General features: G+C 67.3%; 16 protein-coding genes. 12 read left to right on the top strand and 4 right to left on the bottom strand.

The window, feature by feature from the left end:
* Positions 1-11: 11 nt before the first annotated feature.
* Both LDO54_RS18355 and LDO54_RS18350 read left to right on the top strand, forming a co-directional pair.
* Positions 12-1784 carry a cobaltochelatase CobT-related protein gene (locus LDO54_RS18355; protein WP_224012100.1) on the top strand — a complete coding sequence of 591 codons (1773 nt, stop codon included), beginning with the start codon at positions 12-14 and terminating at the stop codon, positions 1782-1784.
* A 193-nt stretch (positions 1785-1977) separates the two neighbouring features.
* A complete protein-coding gene (locus tag LDO54_RS18350) occupies positions 1978-3270 on the top strand; it encodes a J domain-containing protein (RefSeq protein ID WP_224012099.1) in 1293 nt (430 codons plus the stop codon).
* A 60-nt stretch (positions 3271-3330) separates the two neighbouring features.
* Here LDO54_RS18350 and LDO54_RS18345 read toward each other — a convergent pair whose 3' ends face one another.
* Positions 3331-3750: a MarR family winged helix-turn-helix transcriptional regulator gene (locus LDO54_RS18345; protein ID WP_224012193.1), complete on the bottom strand. Its 420-nt coding sequence runs from the start codon at positions 3748-3750 to the stop codon at positions 3331-3333.
* A gap of 252 nt (positions 3751-4002) precedes the next feature.
* Here LDO54_RS18345 and badH point away from each other — a divergent pair, with 252 nt between their 5' ends.
* The 3 genes from badH to aliB all read left to right on the top strand — a co-directional run bounded on the left by badH (position 4003) and on the right by aliB (position 6814).
* Positions 4003-4770 carry a 2-hydroxycyclohexanecarboxyl-CoA dehydrogenase gene (gene badH, locus LDO54_RS18340; protein ID WP_224012098.1) on the top strand — a complete coding sequence of 256 codons (768 nt, stop codon included), beginning with the start codon at positions 4003-4005 and terminating at the stop codon, positions 4768-4770.
* A 46-nt stretch (positions 4771-4816) separates the two neighbouring features.
* Positions 4817-5599 (top strand): 2-ketocyclohexanecarboxyl-CoA hydrolase, encoded by a 783-nt coding sequence (gene badI / locus LDO54_RS18335; protein ID WP_224012097.1) that lies wholly within the window; start codon positions 4817-4819, stop codon positions 5597-5599.
* 63 nt (positions 5600-5662) lie between these two features.
* Positions 5663-6814: a cyclohexanecarboxyl-CoA dehydrogenase gene (gene aliB / locus LDO54_RS18330; protein WP_224012096.1), complete on the top strand. Its 1152-nt coding sequence runs from the start codon at positions 5663-5665 to the stop codon at positions 6812-6814.
* Positions 6815-6826: 12 nt separating this feature from the next.
* On the opposite strand, the gene LDO54_RS18325 is transcribed toward aliB, so the two are convergent.
* The 3 genes from LDO54_RS18325 to LDO54_RS18315 form a co-directional block, all read right to left on the bottom strand.
* Positions 6827-8467: an inorganic phosphate transporter gene (locus LDO54_RS18325; protein WP_224012095.1), complete on the bottom strand. Its 1641-nt coding sequence runs from the start codon at positions 8465-8467 to the stop codon at positions 6827-6829.
* Positions 8468-8734: 267 nt separating this feature from the next.
* Positions 8735-9913 (bottom strand): porin, encoded by a 1179-nt coding sequence (locus LDO54_RS18320; RefSeq protein ID WP_224012094.1) that lies wholly within the window; start codon positions 9911-9913, stop codon positions 8735-8737.
* A 131-nt stretch (positions 9914-10044) separates the two neighbouring features.
* On the bottom strand, positions 10045-11973 hold the full coding sequence (locus LDO54_RS18315) for a bifunctional sugar phosphate isomerase/epimerase/4-hydroxyphenylpyruvate dioxygenase family protein (RefSeq protein ID WP_224012192.1): 1929 nt from the start codon (positions 11971-11973) through the stop codon (positions 10045-10047).
* Between the two features lie 350 nt (positions 11974-12323).
* On the opposite strand from LDO54_RS18315, the gene aroQ reads away from it, so the two are divergent.
* From aroQ to LDO54_RS18280, 7 genes are all read left to right on the top strand, one after another.
* Positions 12324-12791, top strand: a complete 468-nt coding sequence (aroQ, locus tag LDO54_RS18310) for a type II 3-dehydroquinate dehydratase (RefSeq protein WP_224012093.1) — start codon at positions 12324-12326, stop codon at positions 12789-12791.
* Positions 12788-13684, top strand: coding sequence for a shikimate dehydrogenase (locus LDO54_RS18305; RefSeq protein WP_224012092.1), 897 nt, complete (start codon positions 12788-12790; stop codon positions 13682-13684). The genes aroQ and LDO54_RS18305 overlap by 4 nt, the downstream gene beginning before the upstream one ends.
* Before the next feature lie 43 nt (positions 13685-13727).
* Positions 13728-15122: an MFS transporter gene (locus LDO54_RS18300; protein WP_405045132.1), complete on the top strand. Its 1395-nt coding sequence runs from the start codon at positions 13728-13730 to the stop codon at positions 15120-15122.
* Between the two features lie 294 nt (positions 15123-15416).
* Entirely contained in the window at positions 15417-16091 is a 675-nt protein-coding gene (locus LDO54_RS18295; RefSeq protein WP_224012091.1) for a TetR/AcrR family transcriptional regulator, read from the top strand.
* A 327-nt stretch (positions 16092-16418) separates the two neighbouring features.
* On the top strand, positions 16419-18092 hold the full coding sequence (locus LDO54_RS18290) for a methyl-accepting chemotaxis protein (RefSeq protein WP_224012090.1): 1674 nt from the start codon (positions 16419-16421) through the stop codon (positions 18090-18092).
* A gap of 58 nt (positions 18093-18150) precedes the next feature.
* On the top strand, positions 18151-18666 hold the full coding sequence (locus LDO54_RS18285; RefSeq protein WP_224012089.1) for a chemotaxis protein CheW: 516 nt from the start codon (positions 18151-18153) through the stop codon (positions 18664-18666).
* On the top strand, positions 18663-19726 hold a 1064-nt coding region (locus tag LDO54_RS18280), incomplete at its 3' end, for a CheR family methyltransferase (protein ID WP_224012088.1). The genes LDO54_RS18285 and LDO54_RS18280, both read left to right, overlap by 4 nt.

Genomic DNA, 19726 nt, shown 5'->3' with positions numbered 1-19726 from the left:
CGGCGCACGCGATGGACACCGCCCAGATCGACGAACTCGAAACGCGGCTCGGCAAGCTCGCGCGCGTGTTGACGGGCGAGCCGCGCGTGGCCGTGTCAATCGGCGCGGGCGGCCCGAGGGTGGAGCGCGATCGTTTCGTGTTGCCGACCCACGCGAGCGAGCCCGACGAAGACCTGCTGCTCGGCTATCTCGATCTGCTGGCGGCGCGCTGGCGTCATAGCGCGATCCGGCGTCTCGATACCGCCGAGGCGGGCGTGACGGGCCGCATCGCGCAGGCCGTCGAGGACCGGCGCGTGCTTGCGCGTCTGCTCGACGACTATCCCGGCGCGCGGCGTTACGTCGAGCGCTGGCGCGCGCAATCGGAACCAGCCACGCACGATGCGGCGCGGCGCTCGCCGCCGCTCGCGTGGCGCGAACGGCTCATCGGCGCGATCGAACACGCGCTCTGGAACGAGCCGCTCGCGCTCGCCGGTCCCGACGCGGACACGCTCGCGGTGGCGCTGCGCGTGCTCGAAGGCGCGGGCGGCGCGTTCGACATGGCGCGCGCGAGCGGTTCGACTGCGCAGAGCGTGCAGGCCGCGCGCGCGATCGTCGCGGGTGTGCGCTCGCTGGCCTCGAGCGGCGCGAACAACATGATGCAGACGGCCGGTCCCGATCAGACGCTCGATGAAGCGGCGCTCGCGCGCGAGCTTGACGCGTTCGGCGAGCACGACGACCTCGCGTTCGCGCTCGAACTCGATAGAGCGCCAGCCGGGCAGCCAGCCGATACGCAGACGCCCGGCCAACCCGGCGATGCCCGCAACGACGCCGCCTCGGCGCCGGGCGCGACGCTTTCGGATGCGGACGCTGCCGCGTCGCCGCGTGCAACAGGCACCGCATCGGTGCACGGAAAACCGCTGCGCTCGATCCCGCTGACCACGGCGTTCGACCTCGTCACCGATCTCAGCGGCAGCGGCGACGCCACCGCCTGGCGCAAGCTGCGCGCGCTCGCCCGCGCGGAAACCGGCGCGCTGAAAACACATCTCGAACGCGTGCTGAAAGCCGACGAACTCACGCACTGGAAGCGCGAGCAGGAGCGCGGCGAGATCGACCGCGCGGCGCTGGCGCGGCTCGCGGTGTCGCCCGGCTATCGCACGCCGTTTCGCGTGAGCACGCGCGCGAGCGGGCGCGACGCGGCCGTCACGCTGCTGCTCGACCTGAGCGGGTCGATGGCGGGCCGCAAGATCGAGCTCGCGCGGCTGTGCGCGGCGGCACTCGCGGACGCGCTCGCGCAACTCGGTTTCGACGCCGAGGTGCTCGGCTACAGCTCGATCGAATCGCCGGCCATGCGCGCGTACACCGAGCGCGCGGCGCACACCGATCTGCACGGCTACAACCGCTTCGTCGAGCGGCTCGATCTGCGCGTGTTCAAGCGTTTCGACGCACGCGACCTGAGCGGACTCGCGCGCATCGAATGCGGCCACGAGAACCCGGACGGCGAGGCGCTGACGTGGGCCGCGGCGCGGCTCATGGCGCGCAAGGCGCGGCGGCGTCTGTTGTTCGTGCTCTCGGACGGCTCGCCTTCCACGAGCGATGGCGATCCGGCCGTGTTGCGCAGCGACTTGCACGCGTGCGTGGCCGAGGTGCGCGAGCAGGGCATCGAACTCGTCGGCATCGGCATTCAGGACGATGCGGTGGAGGCGTTCTATCCGCACGCGGTGGTCGTGCGCAAGCTGCACGAATTGCCCGCCGTCGCGTTCGCTACATTGAGCCGCCTGCTCGCGCAGCGCACCCGCCAACGCTGACGTCGACGCTGACGTTGACGTTGACGCCGAATATCGCACCGCCGCTGTTGCGCGCGCGCCGCGCTTTTCTTGCGGCGCGGCGAGGCGTGTTTTACCCTTGTGCGCATCGCTTGTCGTACGCGATCGACTCGCCGCCAAAGCGTGGCCGATCTGCGATTCGACTGAACAAACCCCTTGAAACAAGGCTTCGGACATGCCCGCTCCCCATCCGAGGACCCACGCAGACTACGACCGCCTCTATTACCGGCTCGAACTGGAGCCCGGCGCGAGCGCGGCCGATATCAAGCACAACTACCGTCAGCTCGCGCAGATTTTCCATCCCGACAAGTGGCGGCATCCCACGGCCGCCTCGCTGCATTGGGCCGACGAGCAATTCAAGAAGATCAAGGAAGCGCGCGAGGTGCTCGAAGGCTACTGGCTCGCGCATCACGAGGCGCCTGCGAGCCGCGCGGCGCTGAGCGAGCCGCAACTCGCGCGCGCGCTCGATCAGGTGCGCGACCTGCAATTGCGGCGCGAGCGTCTGCGCGGCGAACTCGACGCGCTGCAAAGCGAGCAGGCGCGCGGCGTCGCCGAACTCACGCGCATGCAGGCCGAGCGCGAACGGCTCGCGAGCGAACTCGTGCATTTGCGCGACGAAGTGGCGAGGGCGCGCGCAAGCGAGGCGGCGCGGCGCGAGATGGAGCTCGCGCAGCAGCGTTCGCGCGAGCGGGCCGCCGAGGCGCAGCGCGAGCGCGACGAAGCCGAGGCGGCTTCCGCTTCGGAGGCGGCAAGCCAGGCGGCGTCGGATGCGGCGTCGCATGCCACGCGCGACGCCGCGATGGCGGCCGGTCCGTGGCCGCCCGCGCGGCACGCATTGCGTGACGCCTGCTTCGCGCGTCTCGACGATCCCTCGCGCGGCTGGCTGATTACGCTGAGCGGCATCGTCGTCGCGTTGATCGTGCTGTTCGTCGCGACGCACCGGATCGTGTTCAGCGTGTTCGACGCGACGGGCGGCTGGCGCTGGCTCGGCGACACGCTGCAAGCCGTGCTGATCGCGGCGGGCGTGGTGTTCGCGGGCGGTTTCGCGTGGGCGCAGCGCGGCTTCTATCGCGCCGACCGCGCCGGACGCGCGCATAACGTCGCACTGCCCGCGCACGAAACGTGGCAGCGCGTGAACGCGGCGCTGCGCGGCACGGGCCGTTATGGCGCTTCGTGGCGCATCGAATCGTGCACGGTGTCGCCCGGCGACGCCGGTTTCGATCTGCGCGCGGTCCTTAGTTATTCGACGAAAGCCGACGCCGATTCGCAGACGAATCAGACGCTGCGCTTTCATTGCCGCGCGCAGCAAACTGGTGAGGGCGGCGAGGGTGGTGTGGGTGGTGTGCGGGAAACGCGCCTCGCCTGGGGCTTCACCGTCGAAGCGCCGACGTGGTGGCTCGTGCCCGCCGCGAAGATCGTGCGCGATCTGCGCCGCCGCGTGGAAGCGGAGCTGGCGGCGCGCGTCTGAATCACGCGTCTGAATCACGCGTCTATGCACGTGTTGATTTCGGACGCTTGATTTCCAGTCTCAATCCTCTTCGACCGCGCCGCGCCGTTCGTCGATCTGCTTCATGTTGTCGAGCAGCTTGAGCAGATAGTGCAGCGTGTGCGTCATGTCGTCGACGGAAAAATTCCCAAGCACTTCCTCGTAATACGCCTGGATCTTGGGCGTGGCTTCGTTTAGCCAGAGCTGACGGCCCGACTCGCTCATGCGCACGCGGCGCGAGCGGCGGTCCTGCGCGTCGGGCGTCGCGCTCAGATGGCCGTCGCGTTCCATGCGGCTCAGCAGGCCCGAGAGATTCTGGCGGCTCACCAGCAGATAGCGCGCGAGGTCGCCGACGCTCATGCCGTCGCGCGCCTCGTCGCGCGAGAGCGCGCCCAGCACGGCCCATTGCTGCGTCGTCAGTCCTTCCTCTTCCACTGCGCGCGTGCCCGTTTTATGCAACATATTGGCGGACTGGTAGAGGCGGAAGAACAGTCTGTTAGCCAACTCGAAGCGCGTCGCGTCATCCGATTGAACGGTTTTTTCTGGCGTTTTTGCGTGTTTCGTCAAAGGGTTTCTCCTGGTGTTGCCGCGCTTGCCGACGCTGGGTGGGCTGCCTATTATACGTCAATATGTTGACGTATTTAGCGCGAGTCGAAAGATCGCGACCACGTCGACGGACTCCATGGTAACAACCCGGCAACGAAAGGAGGCACGATGAATCGGTTCGAAGGCAAGACGGTCGTGGTCACGGGCGGCGGTGGCGGCATCGGCGGCGCGGCGTGCAGGCGCTTCGCGGCGGAGGGCGCGCGCGTAGCGGTGCTCGATCTGTCGCTCGACGCGGCGCAGCAGGTGAGCGCGCAGATCCTCGCGCAAGGCGGCACGGCGCTCGCGTTGCGTTGCGATATCACGCAGCGCGCCGACGTGAACGACGCGCTCGCGCAGATCGAATCGCAACTCGGTCCGGTCGATGTGCTCGTCAACAACGCGGGCTGGGACGTCTTCAAGCCGTTCACGAAAACCACGCCCGCCGAATGGGAGCGGCTCATCGCCATCAACCTCGTGGGCGCGCTGCATCTGCATCACGCGGTGCTGCCCGGCATGGTCGCGCGCAAGCGCGGCAGCATCGTCAATATCGCCTCCGATGCGGCGCGCGTGGGCTCGTCGGGCGAGGCCGTCTATGCGGCGTGCAAGGGCGGGCTCGTGGCGTTTTCGAAGACGATCGCGCGCGAGCATGCACGCCACGGCATCACGGTGAACGTGGTGTGCCCGGGGCCGACCGACACCGCGCTCTTTGCCGATTACAAGGAAGGCGCGGGCAACCCGGAGAAACTGCTCGAAGCGTTCCAGCGCGCGATTCCGCTCGGGCGCATCGGCCAGCCCGACGATCTGCCGGGCGCCATCGTCTTCTTCGCCAGCGACGACGCGCGCTATATCACGGGCCAGGTGCTGAGCGTATCGGGCGGCCTGACCATGGCGGGCTGACGCGTGCGCGCGCCCGGCATTCCCTCACATCACCAGGACATCGACGATGCAATACGACGACATTCTCTACGAAGTGCGTAACGGCGCGGCGTGGATCACGATCAACCGGCCCGAGAAGATGAACGCGTTTCGCGGCCGCACGTGCGACGAGCTGATTCACGCGATTCAGCGCGCGGGCTATACGCGCGAGATCGGCGTCATCGTGCTGGCGGGCGCGGGCGACAAGGCGTTTTGCACGGGCGGCGATCAATCGGCGCACGAAGGGCAATACGATGGTCGCGGCACGATCGGCCTGCCGGTCGAGGAATTGCACAACGCGATACGCGATGTGCCGAAGCCGGTGATCGCGCGCGTGCAAGGCTATGCGATCGGCGGCGGCAATGTGCTCTGCACGATCTGCGATTTCACGATTGCCTCGGAAAAAGCGGTGTTCGGGCAAGTCGGGCCGAAGGTCGGCTCCGTCGATCCGGGCTTCGGCACGGCGTTTCTCGCGCGCGTGGTCGGCGAAAAGAAGGCGCGCGAAATCTGGTATCTGTGCCGCCGCTATCCGGCCGCCGAGGCGCTGTCGATGGGCCTCGTCAACGCGGTCGTGCCGCATGACCAGCTCGACGCCGAAGTGCAGAAGTGGTGCGACGAAATCATGGAGAGAAGCCCGACGGCCATTGCCATCGCCAAGCGCTCGTTCAACATGGATACCGCGCATCAGGCGGGCATTGCGGGCATGGGTATGTACGCGCTGAAGCTCTATTACGATACCGAGGAATCACGCGAAGGCGTGAGGGCGTTTCAGGAAAAGCGGCCGCCGGAGTTTCGCAAGTACGCGAAATAAAGTCGTATTCGTATTAATACGGATAACTGAGCGATTAATCGATTGAGCGATGCTGGAGCCAACGTGAACCCCTATATCGACGAAGACCTCGCCGCGCTCGGCGAGCATGCGCAGCGTTTCGCGCGAGGGCGCGTCGCGCCCGGCTTTCTGGAGCGCGATCGCACGCGCGTGCTCGACCGCGATCTGATGCGCGAAATGGGCGAGATGGGTTTCATCGCGCCCGAGTTGCCCGAAGCCTATGGCGGACAAGGGATGGGCTGCCTCGCGGCGGGCGTGATCCACGAAGCCATCGCGGCCGCCGACCTGAGTCTTTCGTACATCAATCTGCTCGCGTCGCTGAACGGGCAGATTCTCGCGCAGCACGCGCGTCCCGAGATCGCGCGGCCGTGGCTCGAACGGCTCACGCAGGGCCGCGCGCTGCTCGCCATCGCGCTCACGGAACCGCGCGGCGGTTCGGATGCGGCGAATCTGCGTCTGAAGATGGAGCGCGTCGGCGACCACTATGTGCTCAACGGCGAAAAGACCTCGATTTCCGCCGCCGATCAAGCTGACGCCGCCGTGGTCTTCGCCCGCAGCGGCCGCGTGGAAGACGGCGCACGCGGCATCTCTGCACTGCTCGTGCCGATGGATCTGCCGGGCATCACGCGCACGCGTTTCGATTGCCACGGCCAGCGCGCGATAGGACGCGGCTCGATTTTCTTCGACAACGTGCGCGTGCCCGCCGATCACCGGCTCGGCGACGAGGGCAAGGGCTTCGTGCAGGTGATGCAGGGCTTCGATTTTTCACGCGCGTTGATCGGCTTGCAGGTGCTCGCGGTCGCGCGCGTGAGTCTCGAAGAAACGTGGGCGTGGGTGGCGCAGCGCGAGGCGTTCGGCAAGCCGCTCGCGGCGTTTCAGGGCGTCTCGCATCCGCTGGCCGAATACGCGACGCAGGTTGAAGCCGCGCGCCTGCTTTGTCTGCAAACGCTCTGGCTCAAGGATCGTGGTCTGCCGCATACGGCCGAAGCCGCGATGTGCAAATGGTGGGGGCCGAAGCTCGCCTATGATGTGGTGCATCAGTGCTTGCTGTCGTTCGGCCACGGCGGCTACGATCGCGGACCGATGGAGCAGCGCCTGCGCGACATCCTCGGTTTCCAGATTGGCGACGGTACCGCGCAGATCATGAAGACCATCGTCGCGCGCGCGAACGCGGGGCGCGAGGCCGTGTCCGCGTGACGACGCCAATCGTTAGAATACCTGACGAAATACCCAGTAGAGCGCGCCGGCGAGCGCAATGGAGGCGGGCAGCGTGAGCACCCACGCGAGCGCGAGATTGCGCACGGTGGCCCATTGCAGGCCCGAGCCGTTTGCGGCCATCGTGCCCGCCACGCCTGATGCGAGCACGTGCGTGGTGGAAACGGGCAGCCCGTAGATATCGGCCATGCCGATGGTGAGCATGGCGACCGCTTCGGCGGACGCGCCCTGTCCGTAGGTCAAGTGCTGCTTGCCGATCTTCTCGCCCACGGTCACGACGATGCGCTTCCAGCCGACCATCGTGCCGAGACCGAGCGCGATCGCCACGGCCACTTTCACCCACGTCGGGATGAATTTCGTCGCGTGATCCATCTCGACGCGGAAGGCGTCGAGCGTGGCGGCGTCGGCGGGCGCGAACGCGGGCGCGTGTGCCTTTTCCATCAGGCGGATCGCCTCGGAGGCCACGTACATGTTGTTGCGCACGTTATCGACGATCACGTCCGGCACCTTCGCGAGCGAGCCGGAGAGGCTCACCTGGTCGCCGATGGTGTCGGTGAGCGCGCGCAGCGCGGGCACGGTTTGCGGTTGCAACTCGCGCGTGCGCACATATCTTTCGACCTCGGCGCGCGGATCGGCGGGCGCGGCGGCGGCCCTGGCGGTGGCCCTTGCAACCAGCCCGGCGGCCGGATCGGGTGGCGCATAGTGCGCGAGCGTGAGCGACGCCGCGCGCGCCGTGGCCACGAAGGCTTCGGTCTGCTGCGGCGTCACGGCCTTGTTGAGCGCGTAGGCGGTCGGCACCACGCCGATCAGAATGAGCATGATGAGGCCCATGCCTTTCTGGCCGTCGTTCGACCCGTGCGCGAACGACACGCCCGTGCAGGTGCCGATCAGCAGCAGGCGAATCCAGAACGGCGGCGGCTTACCCGCCTCGGGTTCGCGATAGAGACGCGGCGCGCGCACGGCGAACTTCAGCGCGAGCAGCACGAGCGCCGAGAGCACGAAGCCCACCACGGGCGAGAACAGCAGCGCCTTGCCGACGCCCGCGGCCTGCGCCCAGTCCACGCCGCTCGTGCCGGACGGCCCGCTGATCCACTGATTCATGATGCCCACGCCGATGATCGAGCCCACCAGCGTGTGCGAGCTCGACGACGGCAGGCCGAAATACCAGGTGCCGAGATTCCACACGATGGCCGCGATCAGCAAGGCGAACACCATCGCGAAGCCCGCGCTGCTGCCCACCTGGAGAATGAGTTCGACGGGCAGCAGTTGCAGGATGCCGAACGCGACCGCGCCGCTCGACACCAGCACGCCGAGAAAATTCCACGCGCCCGACCACGCGACGGCCACGTGCGGTTCGAGCGAGTTCGTATAGATGACGGTGGCGACCGCGTTGGCCGTGTCGTGAAAGCCGTTCACGAATTCGAAGCCGAGCGCGATGAGCAGCGCGAGCCCGAGCAGCACGAAGGGCAGCGCGGAACTCTCGCGCACCGCGCGCAGGTCGACGAACAGATGATCGAGAACATAGAGCGCGCCGACCGCGATGATCGCGAAGAACAGCACGACGGCGAGGTTGCGGCGGCGCGGCGGGGCGGCGCGTAGCGGATGGGGCGCGGGAGGTAAGGGAAGGTCCGGCATGACGGTGCGGGCGAATCGCTGGGCGAATGATCGGGCTCGTGAGCCTCGCGCGCGCCGCGCCGTGAATCATCGCGCATGACGACGCGGTTTGCGAACGTCGTCAGCGGATTCGGGAGCTGCTCGATCGAGACGAAACAGTTTCGCATATCGACCGGAATCGGCGCGCGAGCCGGGCAGCGCGCCGATATGTCCAGGGGTGCGGCAGACCGCGCGACGCCCGTGGGACGGGACGCCGCGCGTGCTTTGCGTCGTATTGACGCGCCTGCGTCAGAACAGGAAGGCGATGCCCGCCATGCCGACGAACTGCGAGTGCGTGCTCGACGGCGTGCTGTTCTGCGAATCGCCCACGGACGGCGTCGCGTCAACGATATCGCCCGCGCCGGTCGCGCCCAGCGTCTGGCCGCTCGCGTGCTGATAGCCTTGCAGCGCGTAGAGCGAGGTGCGCTTCGAAAGGTGGTAGGTCTCCTTGAGCGAGACCTGCTGATAGCGCGCGGCGTTGGTGATGCCGTTCGCCTTCGAAGCCATCGTGTACGCATAGCCGCCGCCCACGTCGAACGCCGGCGTGAAGCGATAGAAGGCCAGCGCGGCCCACGTGTTGAAGACCGCCGTGTTCGCGAACACCGACTTGCCGCCCGGCAGATACTCGACGTTCGAATACGAGGCGCCGAGCGTCAGGTTGCCGATCGCGTAGTTGCCCGCGACGGCGACGTGCTGCACCGAGCGCGCCGACACATAGCCCGTGTTCAGCGACGACTTGCCGAAGCTCGCCGTCGACGAACTGTCGAAGCCGCTCGTGATCGCCGCGTTGTCCATGCGCAGGTAGGCGGCCGCGAGCGAGAGCGGGCCGTTCAGGTAGCGCAGCGCCGCGCTCCACGTTTGCCCCTTGCCGGTGCTGCCCGCGATGCCGCCGAACGCGTACATCGCGCTCGCCTGCAGTCCGTTCCACGACGGCGAGGTGTAGACCGCCGAGTTGTTGATGCGCACGGTGGTGTCGAGGCCGTCGATGTCGCCCGGGTGCGCGCCGGTCGCGCCGGTCAGCCAGTTGCTGCCCGTGAGCGGGCCGACGAACTGGTAGTAGGGCGTGTACTGGCGGCCCATCGTGAAGGTGCCCGCGCTGCGGTTTTGCAGGCCCACGTAGGCCTGGCGGTTGAAGATGAGTCCGCTCGACTGCATCGCGCCGGTGTTCGGGTCGAAGCCGTTTTGCAGGTCGAAGATCGCGAAGGTGCCGCCGCCGAGATCTTCCTTGCCCTGGAAGCCGAACTTCGAGGCGTAGACGTTACCCTGGCGCAGATAGACGTTCGACTTGCCGTTCTGGTTGTTCACGTAGGTGATGGCGTCGTCGATGGCGCCGTACAGCGTGACGCTGCTCTGCGCGAAAGCGGGGCTGGCGATCAGGGCGGCGCCGGCGGCGATAAACAGGCCGGGACCGAAGGCGGATTTCTTCATCGTTGTGCGTCTCCAAGGAAAGTAGGAATACTTATTGTTATGTGCCCTTTTAAGAGCACTTATAAGTTCTTTGCGAGAAGTGGGCGCGGCGGGTGCCGCGCCGGTGTTTCGTACTGCGTTTTAGGGGGTGTTTACTTCTGCGGCTGCGCGCTCTGCGCCGCCTGGGTGACCTGGGCGCGCTGACGCGCCTGCGCCGCGAGACGCACGGCGGCATTCGGCGCGCCGTAGCCGTCGTAGCCGCCGCGCCGCTCGACGAGTTCGAGGAAGAAGCGCTGGTCGAGCGTTTCCGTGTAGGCGTGCAGGAATTCGCCGCCGTGTTCGTCGCGGTCGTAGAGCAGATTGTGCTGACGCAGCGCATCGAGGAAGTCGCCGCTCAGCGCGAAGCGCGCGTCGAGATCGTCGTAATAATTCGCGGGCACGCGCAGCAGCGGCACGCCCGCGGCTTCGAACTCGGTCACGGCGCGGAAGATGTCCGGGGTGCTGAACGCCACGTGGCTCAGGCCGCTGCCGTGATAGGCGCGCACGGTTTCCGCGGCGGCCGTGTGCTGGTCGACCGAGGCGTTGAGCACCATGCGCAGGCCGCGGTCGGCGCTGAAGAGTGCGCGGCTGCGCACGAGCCCGTACGGGTCGGGCAGCATCACGGGCGCGCTGGCCTGCAGGCCGAATACCGACTTCAGGAACAGCACCCACGCGTCGAACGAACCGGCAGGCAGCGAAAGACTCACGTGATCGATGCCGGCGATCGGGCCGACCTCGGTCGGGCCGTCCACATCGGTGAGCACGAAATCGGCTTCGAACAGCGTCGGCTGGCCCGGTTCTTCGTTAACGAAGTAGTTAAGACTGCCGTCCGGTCCCTGGACGGCCGGCACCACGCGCTCGTTCGGTCCCACGCGGCCGGAGAACGGCTGATAGCCGAAACCGGCGGCGCGTTCGAGCGCCAGTTGCGCGTTGTCCACGCGCAGCGCGGAGGCGCACAGCGAGAGGCCATGGCGCTGGAAAAAGGCGTCGGCGAACGAATCGCGTTCCGCGTTCAGCACGATGGCGGCCGAGCCGTGCTGATAGAGCGTGACGTTCTTCGAACGATGCTGGCCCGCGCGGCGGAAATGCAGCTTGCCGAGCCAGTCGGCGACCTGCGCGCGCGCCGTATCGTTGACGGCGAATTCGAGGAATTGCCATTCCGTATGCGCGGGCGCGGCGGGCGGATGATAGAGCGGCGCGGCCTGCGCGGTGTCGTTCTCCGCTTCGAGCGTGTCGCGCGTGAGCGCTTCGAGCAGCAGCAGCGAGCGATGGCCGTCGGCGGCCGTGGCCGCGGGCGGCGCGCCGCGAAAGCCGTCGTTGAAGATTTCGAGCGAAAGCGGGCCGGTGTAGCCGCTTTTCACGACCTGCGCCGTGAAATCGGCGAGCGCGAAGTCGCCCTGGCCCGGGAAACAGCGGTAATGGCGGCTCCATTCGAGCACGTCCATCTGCATCTTCGGCGCATCCGCGATCTGCACGAAACCGATGCGGTCGCCCGGAATCTGCGCGATGGCGTCGGGCGTGTCGTCGAGCGAGAGCGTGTGGAAACTGTCGAGCGCGAGCGTGAGATTCGGGTGATTCACCGTGTTCACGAGCTTCCACGCGTGACGGTAGGTCCGCACGTGACGGCCCCATGCCAGCGCTTCATAACAGGTCACCACGCCCGCTTCGCCAGCCGCCTTCGCCAGCGCGCCGAGTTGTTCGGCGACCAGTGCGTCGTCGGCGATCGTGTCGGGCGAGACGTTGCTGCACACCAGCAAACGATCGGCGCCCAATTCGTGCATCACGTCGAATTTTCGCTTCACGCGCTCGACGTTGCGCGCGAGGCGCTCGGCGCTCACTCCCTCGAAATCGCGGAACGGCTGATAGAGCACGATATCGAGGCCCAGATCGGCGGCCATGCGGCGCACGTCGGCGGGCGAGCCTTCGAAATAGAGCAGATCGTTTTCGAAGATTTCCACCGCCGTGAAGCCCGCGGCGCTGATGGCGGCGAGCTTCTCCGCGAGCGTGCCGCTAATCGAAACCGTGGCGATCGAGCGGCGCAGGGGCGCGGGAGCGGAGGCGTGGAGCAGCTTGGACATGGCGTAAATGCAGCAATAACTGTGACCGGTAAGAGCCGTGCGACCCGGGACCGGCGGCGCGGATACAGATGCCCGCCGGAGTGTCGCAAGAATAACCAAACTAACCAGTTAGTACAAATTCTCGCAAACCCCAGGGTGACCCCGGGGCCCGCGCGCGGCACACTGGCGGCCATGCGTGGGATGCCATGCGGCCGATCAATGTCAGGAAGCTTATTTAGCGCCTTCATGCGCTGCGAATCAACCGCAAATCGGATCGCAACCGAAGTTTCCGCGCCTGCCAAACCGTTGTTGTGTGCTGTTGTGGAGTGTGTGTGATGCAATTGCCGTCGGTACTGGTCCTCAACGGGCCGAATCTGAATCTGCTGGGAACGCGGGAGCCCGCGATATACGGGGCGGAAACCCTCGACGACGTGGCGCGGATGTGCCACGAAGCGGCGGCCCGGCTTCATCTCGAAGTCGACTTTCGTCAGTCGAACGCCGAGCATCAACTGATCGACTGGCTGCACGAGGCGCGCACGCGCGTCGACGGCATCGTCATCAATCCGGCCGCTTATACGCATACGTCGGTGGCGATCGCCGATGCGCTGTCGGCCATCGCCAAACCCGTGATCGAGGTCCATATTTCCAACGTCCACAAGCGCGAGGCCTTCCGGCATCACTCGTTCGTTTCGCCGATCGCCGAGGCGATCATCGTCGGCTGCGGCACGCAGGGCTACGTGCTCGCGCTCGAACGCATGCAAACCTTGTTGACCACGAAATACGCAAAGCAGGTGAAGCAATGAGCCAGCACGACAGCAACAAGCCGCGCTCGTTTCTCTGCGGGCTGATCGGCAAGGGCATCGGTGGCTCGCTGACGCCCGCGATGCACGAGAAAGAAGGGCGCGAACTCGGTTTCAACTATGTGTATCGGCGCATCGATCTCGACACGCACGACCTCACGCCCGCCGCGCTGCCCGAGCTGCTGCTCGCGGCCGAGCGCATGGGCTTCGACGGCCTGAACATCACCTATCCGTGCAAGCAGGCGGTGATCGAGCTGCTCGACGAACTCTCGGACGACGCCCGCGCGCTGGGCGCCGTCAACACGGTGCTGCTGCGCGACGGCAAGCGCATCGGCCATAACACCGACTGGTCGGGTTTCGCGAGCGCGTTCAAGCGCGGCCTGCCCGATGTGTCGCTCGAATCGGTCGTGCAACTGGGCGCGGGCGGCGCGGGCGCGGCGGTCGCGCACGCGGCGCTGCAGATGGGCGCGCGTGCGCTCACGCTGTTCGACGTCGACGGCGCGCGCGCCGAATCGCTCGCCGCCGAATTGCAGGCGCGCTTCCCGCAGGCGCGCGTGCGCGCGGGCGGCTCGCTCGAAGAAACGCTCGCGGTCGCCACCGGCCTGATCCACTGCACGCCGACCGGCATGGCGAAGCTGCCGGGCCTGCCGCTGCCCGCCGAGTATCTGCACGCGGGCCTCTGGGTCGCCGACATCGTCTATTTCCCGATTCGCACGGCGCTGCTCGAAGCCGCCGAGGCGCGCGGCTGCCGCACGCTCAGCGGCGGCGGCATGGCGGTCTATCAGGCGGTGGACGCGTTCCGCCTCTTCACCGGCGTCGAGCCGGATGCCGAGCGTATGTACGCGCATTTGCAGTCGATGCTGGCGCTGGGTTCCGCCCAGGGCGCCGGCCAATAACGAAGCCGGGCCAATCCGGCCACTTACAGGAATGGAGACAGACATGGCACCTCCCGTATCCACGGGGCGCGACGCGCCGACGCTTTCCTCGACGTCCGCCGAAGGCACAATGCGCCGCTCGAAAGCGCGCTATCGCATCCTCGGGCTGCTTGCCGTGGGCACGATGATCAACTATCTGGACCGCACGGTGCTCGGCATCGCGGCGCCGCAGCTCACCAAAGAGCTGGGCATCAATGCGGCGATGATGGGTCTCGTGTTCTCGGTGTTCTCGTGGACCTACGTGGTCGCGCAGATTCCGGGCGGTGTGTTTCTCGACCGCTTCGGCAGCAAGGTCACGTACTTCCTCGCGATGACCTTGTGGTCGACCTGCACGCTGATCCAGGGCTTCGTCGGCAGCGTGGGCGCGTTGTTTGCCTGCCGCCTGGGGCTGGGCGCGGCGGAATCGCCGTGTTTCCCGACCAACAGCCGCGTGGTCGCGACCTGGTTTCCGCAGCACGAACGCGCGTTCGCGACGGGCACCTACACCGTCGGCGAGTACATCGGCCTCGCGTTCTTCAGCCCGTTCCTGTTCGCGCTGATGGGCGCCTACGGCTGGCGCTCGCTGTTCTACGTGGTGGGCGCGGCGGGCATCGCCTTCGGCTTCGTCTGGTGGTTCCTGTATCGCGAGCCGCACGAGCACCCGGCGGCCAACCGCGCCGAACTCGACTACATCGAGGCGGGCGGCGGTCTGGCGAAGCACGAGCGCAAGGTCGCGAAGGAAGAGGCGGCTGCTGAGCAGGCGGGCGGTCAGGCCGACGGCAAGGCCGCGAAGAAGGGCTTCGACTGGCGCCTCGCGGGCCAGCTGGTGCGCCGCCGTCAGCTCGCGGGCATCTGCCTTGGCCAGTTCGCGGGCAACTCCACGCTCGTGTTCTTCCTGACGTGGTTCCCGACCTATCTCGCCACCGAGCGCCACATGGCCTGGCTCAAGATCGGCTTCTTCGCGATCATGCCGTTCATCGCCGCCTCGATTGGCGTGATGTTCGGCGGCACCTTCTCCGACTGGATGCTGCGACGCGGCTTTTCGGCCAACGTGGCGCGCAAGCTGCCGATCATCGCCGGGCTGCTGCTGGCCTCGACGATCATCCTGGCGAACTTCGTCGAGAGCAACGTGACGGTGATCGTGATCCTGTCGATCGCGTTCTTCGCGCAGGGCATGGCGGCGCTCGGCTGGACGCTGGTGTCCGATATCGCGCCGGCCGGCATGCTCGGCCTCACGGGCGGCATCTTCAACCTGGCGGCCAATCTCGCGGGCATCATCACGCCGCTGGTGGTTGGGCTGATCGTGGGCGCGACGGGCTCGTTCGTCTGGGCGCTGGTGTTCATCGGCGTGATCGCGCTGATCGGCGCGGCGTCGTATATCTTCATCGTCGGCGACATCAAGCGGATCGAGCTGGCCTGAAGCACGGGGCGGGCGCGGCGGCATCGCAACATCGATGCCGCCGTGCCGAAAGCTTCCGAAATCGCGTGCTGAAATCGCGCGCCGAAAGCGCGGTGCAACATCGACGAAAACCCGGCGAAATCTCGCCGAAATGCGGATGAAAAGCGGCGGCCGAACCGCCGCGATTCGCACGCAACGCAGGCGCGCCAGACAGCATCGGCAACACCGGCCGGCTTCGCCCGGTCAGGCGGGACGCGGCGCCCGCCATGCTAGAATCGGCCGCATCCCTCCCTCCCTGCGGTCCACAACAACGATATGGCAAGACCGGCGGCTTCGCCCGAACGCAACGACGCTCAATCCGAAAGTCGGCGCAAGTACGATCCCGAGCAGACCAAGCGCAACATTCTGGAAGTGGCGACCGCCGAGTTTTCGGCGATGGGGCTCTCGGGCGCGCGCGTGGACGCGATCGCCGAGCGCACGAACACCACCAAGCGCATGCTGTATTACTACTTCGGCAGCAAGGAAGGGCTGTACGAAGCGGTGCTCGACAAGGTCTACGGCGACATCCGCGCGCTCGAGCAAGACCTGCACATCGACGAACTCGCTCCCGAGGAAGGCCTGAAGCGCCTCGTCGAATTCACCTTCGACTACCACGACCGCCATCGCGACTTCGTGCGCCTCGTGACGATCGAAAACATCCACGGCGCCAAGTACATCGAGCGGCTCAAGACGTTCCGCACCCGCAACGCCAGCGTGATCCGCACGATCGAGGATCTGCTCGCGCGCGGCGTGGCGGCGGGCGTGTTCCGCACCGACATCGATCCGATCGACCTGCACCTGCTGATCAGCTCGATGTGCTTTCACCGCGTGGGCAACCGCCACACCTTCGGCGCCGCGTTCGGGCGCGATCCCTCGCATCCGCGCCTGCGCGCGCGTCATCGCGAGATGGTCGTCGACGCCGTGGAGCGCTTCGTGCGCAAGGCCGGTTAAGGGCCGATCGCGCGTCGATCAAACGTCGATCAAGCGCCGATTCTGGCTTGATCGCGCGCCGATCCCGCCCGGATCAGCGCCGATTTTCCTGCCGATTGCGCACCGCGAGCGCGCCAACCGCGCTCCGCCGCTGTATCGAAAAACGCGACAACCGTTGCCAGGCCGCCTCGCCTGGTAATCGCCTCATCGCATAAAAGTGCTCAAACGCATTACACTACGCCCCGGAAGCCCGTGTGACGGGCCTTCGCCGGGGCGTCTGTACGCTCGCGCACCTTGCGCGTCCGGCAAACGCCGCCTCTCGCCGCCAACCGGAAAAGCCCAAGCCTAATGAGCACAGCCATGCCCCGTTCCGGCTCAGCCGGCCTGCCGCGCCAGACCCAGGGTCGCTACACACTCGGGACGCGCATCGTCGTGAGTTTCGGCCTGCTGTTCGTGCTGATGCTCGCCACGGCCGCGATCTCGTGGGAGCGCCTGCGCGCCATCGACGACGAAGCCCTCAGCCTCACGCACGATTCCGTGCCGGGCCTGTTCTATGCGACTTCGTTGCGCGCCTCCGCGAACCAGACGTACACGCTCGTCGAGCGCGCCGCCTTCGTGGAAACCGATCCGGCCGGCGTGGCGCGCGCGCTCGCGCAACTGCCGGCGGCGGTCAATCAGACCGAGCAGAACGCCGCGCACTACGAGGCCTCGGTGTTCAGCGCCGACGACCGCGCGCGCTTCCAGCGTTTTCGCGACGCCTACGGCCGCTATCTGCCGCAATTGATGGCGATCGTGCGCGAGCTGCCCACGCAGCGCGCCGCCGCGCAGGCGCAGTTCGTGCAACTCGACGGCACCTGGCGCGAGGTGATCGACGCGGCCAACGCGGTCGTCGACGAGAACCGCAAGCGCGCCGACGAATCCGCGCTCGCGATCCGCAGTTCGGTCACCGGCACCGAAATCACGCTCGCCACGGCGCTCGGCATCGTGCTGCTGGCCTCGCTCGGGACCGGCTATCTGCTCTATCGCGCGATCACGCGGCCGATGGGACGGCTCGTCGAAGTGCACGATGCAATGCGCATGGGCAATCTTTCGCAGCGTCTGGAACTGGGACGCCAGGACGAATTCGGCGTGCTGGAGGACGGCTTCAACCGCATGAGCGACGAACTCGCGAGCCTCGTCGCGCAGGCGCAGAAGTCGTCGCTGCAGGTGACGACCTCGGTGGCCGAAGTGGCCGCGACCTCGAAGGAGCAGCAGGCGACCGCGAGCGAGACGGCGGCGACCACGACCGAGATCGGCGCGACCTCGCGCGAAATTTTCGCCACGGCGCGCGACCTCGTGCGCACGATGGGCGAGGTGGCGACCGTGGCCGAGCAGTCGGCGGCGCTCGCCACGACGAGCCAGAGCGGCCTCACGCACATGGAGGACACCATGCGCAGCGTGATGGAAGCGGCGGGCTCGGTGAACGCCAAGCTCGCGATCCTCAACGAGAAGGCCGTGAGCATCAACCAGGTCGTGGCGACCATCACCAAGGTCGCGGACCAGACCAATCTGCTCTCGCTGAACGCGGCGATCGAGGCCGAGAAGGCCGGCGAATACGGCCGCGGTTTTGCCGTGGTGGCGACCGAGATCCGCCGTCTGGCCGATCAGACGGCGGTGGCGACCTACGACATCGAGCAGACCGTCAAGGAGATCCAGTCGGCGGTCTCGGCGGGCGTGATGGGCATGGACAAGTTCGCGGAGGAAGTGCGCCGCGGCATGCACGACGTGCAGCAGGTGGGCGCGCAGCTTTCGCAGATCATCGGCGCGGTGCAGACGCTCGCGCCGCGCTTCCAGGTCGTCAACGACGGCATGCAGGCGCAGGCCACCAGCGCCGAGCAGATCACCCAGGCGCTGATCCAGTTGTCCGAGGCCGCGCAGCAGACGGCGGAGTCGCTGCGCCAGTCGTCGCAGGCGATCGACAATCTGACGCTCGTGGCGAACGAGCTGCGCACGGGCGTGTCGCGTTTCAGGATCGAGGCGTGATGCCCATGACGACGCACGCGACGATGCACACGACAGTGCGCCGCTGACCGGAGCCGCGATGCTCTTTCTCGTCTTCGAGCTGGATGGCGAACGCTACGCGCTCGACGCGCGCGAGATCGTGCGCGTGCTGCCGCTGCAGCCGGTGCGCGCGTTCGCGGGCACGCCGCCGTATATCGCGGGCGTGATCGACCACGACGGCGCGCCGGTGCCGGTCGTCGATCTGGCGATGCTGGCGCTCGGGCGGCCGTCGCGCGCGCTGATGTCGACGCGGCTCGTGCTGGTGAACGACCGTGACGGTGCGGTCGATACGTCGAGCGTCGATACCTCGCCGCGCTGCCTCGCGCTGCTGCTCGAAAGCGCGACGCGCACCCAGACGATCGCCGCCGAAGCCTTCGCCGAAGGCGGCATCGCCACGCCCGAGGCGCGTTGGCTCGGCCCCGTGGCCAGCGACGCGCACGGCTTCGTGCAATGGGTGAAGGTCGATCAGCTGCTCGACGCGCGCGTGCGCGCGCTGCTGTTTCCCGATCCGCCTTCGTGGCGCGGCGCGGCCACTCCCGGCGAGTTTGCGCGATGAAGACCACCGATCCGCGCTTCGCGACGTGGCTGCTCGACGAGACCGGCATCGACGCCGAATCGCTCGGCTCGCACGCACTCGCGCGTGCGGTGGCGTCGCGCGCGGCGGCGATGATCGCGTCGATGCTGGCGGCCAGCGAGGGCAGTGACGTTTTCGCTCAGGATCACGGAGTTCATCACAGCGCGCATCACGGAACCCATCACGGCGCGCATCGGACCTCGCATCACGGCAAGGATCGCGCGTCGCACACACCCGCGCCCGTTCCCGCGCAATGGGAAGGCGGCCTCGCGCTGCCCGAAAAAGTGCGCGACGCCTACTGGACTTACCTGACGACCGCGCCCGCCGAACGCCAGGCGCTGATCGACGCGCTGGTCGTGCCCGAAACCTGGTTCTTCCGCGAACGCGAGGCCTTCATGGCGCTCGCGCGCATCGGCGCCGAGCATCTGGCGAAGCGTCCGGGCGAGGTGCTGCGCGTGCTCAGCGTGCCGTGCTCGACGGGCGAGGAGCCGTATTCGGCGGCGATGGCGCTGCTCGACGCCGGGCTTTCGCCCGCGCAATTCGGCATCGATGCGCTCGACATCAGCGCCGCTTCGATCGAGGCTGCCGCGCACGCCGTGTACGGACGCAATGCGTTTCGCGGCGATGCGCTGTCGTTTCGCGAGCGCTATTTCCACGCGGGCCCGGACGGCTGGCGGCTCGCGGACAGCGTGCGCCGCGCCGTGCATTTCGAGCGCGCGAATCTGTTCGAATGGCTCGCGGCGCATCCGGTGCGCTACGACTTCATCTTCTGCCGCAACGTGCTGATCTATTTCGACCGCGCCGCGCAGGACCGCGCGATCGGTCTGCTGCGCGGGCGTCTCGCCGATGGCGGCATGATCTTCGTCGGCCCCGCCGAAACCGGGCTGATGATGCGCCACGAATTCCAGTCGGCGTATATCCCGCTCGCGTTTGGTTTTCGCGCGCCCGACACGACGCGCGCCGAGGGCGAGGCGGCGGGCTCGGAGGCGCTGGCGTCGTCGCTGGCGGTGGGCTGTCTGCCAGGCGCGGCCATGACGGCGAG

This window comes from Paraburkholderia tropica (genome assembly GCF_914484835.1).
GTDB lineage: Bacteria > Pseudomonadota > Gammaproteobacteria > Burkholderiales > Burkholderiaceae > Paraburkholderia > Paraburkholderia tropica_A.
Note: the sequence above shows the minus strand (reverse complement) of the source record. Positions and strands in the feature narration are given on the sequence as shown.